8 protein-coding genes are annotated in these 2,810 nt (G+C 52.9%); all 8 read right to left on the reverse strand.

The features are described from left to right. Nucleotides 1-83 precede the first annotated feature (83 nt). Nucleotides 84-224, reverse strand: a complete 141-nt coding sequence (locus tag ACK4TH_RS11385) for a hypothetical protein (protein WP_409626565.1) — start codon at nt 222-224, stop codon at nt 84-86. After that, a complete protein-coding gene (locus tag ACK4TH_RS11390; protein ID WP_409626566.1) occupies nt 202-516 on the reverse strand; it encodes a hypothetical protein in 315 nt (104 codons plus the stop codon). The genes ACK4TH_RS11385 and ACK4TH_RS11390 overlap by 23 nt, the downstream gene beginning before the upstream one ends. A gap of 251 nt (nt 517-767) precedes the next feature. Next, nucleotides 768-953 (reverse strand): hypothetical protein, encoded by a 186-nt coding sequence (locus tag ACK4TH_RS11395; protein WP_409626568.1) that lies wholly within the window; start codon nt 951-953, stop codon nt 768-770. A gap of 30 nt (nt 954-983) precedes the next feature. After that, on the reverse strand, nt 984-1,292 hold the full coding sequence (locus tag ACK4TH_RS11400; RefSeq protein ID WP_409626569.1) for a hypothetical protein: 309 nt from the start codon (nt 1,290-1,292) through the stop codon (nt 984-986). Beyond that, a complete protein-coding gene (locus ACK4TH_RS11405) occupies nt 1,267-1,647 on the reverse strand; it encodes a hypothetical protein (protein WP_409626571.1) in 381 nt (126 codons plus the stop codon). Before ACK4TH_RS11405 ends, ACK4TH_RS11400 begins: the two co-directional genes overlap by 26 nt. A 73-nt stretch (nt 1,648-1,720) precedes the next feature. Then, nucleotides 1,721-1,873 carry a hypothetical protein gene (locus ACK4TH_RS11410; RefSeq protein WP_409626573.1) on the reverse strand — a complete coding sequence of 51 codons (153 nt, stop codon included), beginning with the start codon at nt 1,871-1,873 and terminating at the stop codon, nt 1,721-1,723. A gap of 170 nt (nt 1,874-2,043) precedes the next feature. After that, entirely contained in the window at nt 2,044-2,277 is a 234-nt protein-coding gene (locus tag ACK4TH_RS11415; RefSeq protein ID WP_409626575.1) for a hypothetical protein, read from the reverse strand. A gap of 119 nt (nt 2,278-2,396) precedes the next feature. Continuing rightward, on the reverse strand, nt 2,397-2,810 hold a 414-nt coding region (locus tag ACK4TH_RS11420; protein WP_409626577.1), incomplete at its 5' end, for a hypothetical protein.

The raw sequence follows: 2,810 nt of genomic DNA on the forward strand, positions 1-2,810 counted from the left end.
TTCGGACGAGAAAGCTGTTTGGGGATGACGAATGCGCTACCGTCTTAATCCCTTTGAAATCAGGGCTTGGTTCGGACCGCAAATCAGAGGGCTGGACGCCGCTGGATCGCGTGTCTTAATCCCTTTGAAATCAGGGCTTGGTTCGGACCGCGATTGACCGAAAAGAACGGGCCCGATGCGGGTGTCTTAATCCCTTTGAAATCAGGGCTTGGTTCGGACAGCAACCTCGCCGCGAAGTACTTCGGCGAAGGCAGTCTTAATCCCTTTGAAATCAGGGCTTGGTTCGGACAGCTTGAGCGCGCGCTGGGTGCTGTCGGTCATAGTAGTCTTAATCCCTTTGAAATCAGGGCTTGGTTCGGACCTACTTCGAGCGTGAAGAGCGCGCGGAGCGCCGGTCTTAATCCCTTTGAAATCAGGGCTTGGTTCGGACGCAGGCACCGGCCCCAAGGTGCTCATCCTCGAAGAAGTCTTAATCCCTTTGAAATCAGGGCTTGGTTCGGACACGCTTGAGGACATCAAGGCGCTGCCCGTTCAGAGCGTCTTAATCCCTTTGAAATCAGGGCTTGGTTCGGACGCGACGCGATGACAGAAAAAGAACTGGGTCAAGCGTCTTAATCCCTTTGAAATCAGGGCTTGGTTCGGACATCGACGGCCCCATGGCCAGCAGGTGGCTCTCGGGTCTTAATCCCTTTGAAATCAGGGCTTGGTTCGGACCTACGATTATCGTACATGGTGCGTTAGCTTCACGCGTCTTAATCCCTTTGAAATCAGGGCTTGGTTCGGACGTTCGGACGCTTCACGCGAAGCCCGTGAAGATTCGTGTGTCTTAATCCCTTTGAAATCAGGGCTTGGTTCGGACGACGAGGGGTGACGCCATGCCACCCGTGACCGACGCGTCTTAATCCCTTTGAAATCAGGGCTTGGTTCGGACCAAGCAAGCCCGCGAACTCCACGAACTGGTGTCCGTCTTAATCCCTTTGAAATCAGGGCTTGGTTCGGACCCCGTACGTGGACGCTGGGCCGCGCATCCTGCCCGTCTTAATCCCTTTGAAATCAGGGCTTGGTTCGGACCACCCAAGAACCCCTACGCAATCGTCTTGGTGTAGTCTTAATCCCTTTGAAATCAGGGCTTGGTTCGGACACGACGCACCCATCATCATCGGCCTGGCCGGCCCGGTCTTAATCCCTTTGAAATCAGGGCTTGGTTCGGACAGATTGGCCGTTGCTACATCCCACGCCAGCGGCCGGGTCTTAATCCCTTTGAAATCAGGGCTTGGTTCGGACGACGCCATCCGGCGCGAGATGGACAGCCTCAAGACGTCTTAATCCCTTTGAAATCAGGGCTTGGTTCGGACACAGCGTGGCGATGGTAACGTCAAGCGTAGCACGGTGTCTTAATCCCTTTGAAATCAGGGCTTGGTTCGGACTACTGGCCCGATGGTCATGGATTACATCCCCGCCAGTCTTAATCCCTTTGAAATCAGGGCTTGGTTCGGACCGAGTTGGGATACCGAGTACGTGCAACGCCACCGTCTTAATCCCTTTGAAATCAGGGCTTGGTTCGGACACAAGGACGCACGGAAGTTCGTGCAGCAACGGCTGTCTTAATCCCTTTGAAATCAGGGCTTGGTTCGGACTCTTTAACAATCCAACTGGAGGTTACTATGTCTGCGTCTTAATCCCTTTGAAATCAGGGCTTGGTTCGGACCTCAACTGATTGTCAAGCCCGATGCTGAGGGCAAGGTCTTAATCCCTTTGAAATCAGGGCTTGGTTCGGACCGCAATATAAGACGATCCGCGAGCAGTGGGTTAGTCTTAATCCCTTTGAAATCAGGGCTTGGTTCGGACTGATGGAGCTTTCCAAGAAGCTCAAGGCCCCGGTGAGTCTTAATCCCTTTGAAATCAGGGCTTGGTTCGGACGCGTGGCGATGGTAACGTCAAGCGTAACGCAGTGACGTCTTAATCCCTTTGAAATCAGGGCTTGGTTCGGACGTCGAACCTGACGCTCGGCGCTACACCTGCGAAGTCTTAATCCCTTTGAAATCAGGGCTTGGTTCGGACGGTGGAGAAGCCCGTATCTACTTCTGCCGATGCGAGTCTTAATCCCTTTGAAATCAGGGCTTGGTTCGGACGTTGGTATTGCTCAAAAAGGTGCCGAAATTGAAACGTCTTAATCCCTTTGAAATCAGGGCTTGGTTCGGACCCCATGCAGCGGTATACCTCCGCCCCCGGCGGGCTTGTCTTAATCCCTTTGAAATCAGGGCTTGGTTCGGACACCTATAACGCGTTAGCGCGTCCACGACGGGGCGGTCTTAATCCCTTTGAAATCAGGGCTTGGTTCGGACGCATGGAGGAAAAAAGATGGACACAAGTGATCTGTCTTAATCCCTTTGAAATCAGGGCTTGGTTCGGACGAAGAGGGTGCCCAGAGGTGGGAAATCCACGTCTAGTCTTAATCCCTTTGAAATCAGGGCTTGGTTCGGACGCATCGACAAACACCAGACAAAGCAATGACAACGAGTCTTAATCCCTTTGAAATCAGGGCTTGGTTCGGACCGGCGGGTTCCACTACGCACTTGAGACCACCGGAGTCTTAATCCCTTTGAAATCAGGGCTTGGTTCGGACGAAACCACGTTCCACACCCTGGCCTTCCGACTGAATGTCTTAATCCCTTTGAAATCAGGGCTTGGTTCGGACAGATGATCTCCCACGAATCAGAGTGAGTGAGTTTAAGTCTTAATCCCTTTGAAATCAGGGCTTGGTTCGGACTGCACCCCGGCAATATCGTTCGGTATGACAAGTACTTACG

Origin of the sequence: Tepidimonas sp. (genome assembly GCF_046292505.1) — a bacterium.
In the GTDB taxonomy this organism is placed as follows: Bacteria; Pseudomonadota; Gammaproteobacteria; order Burkholderiales; family Burkholderiaceae_C; genus Tepidimonas.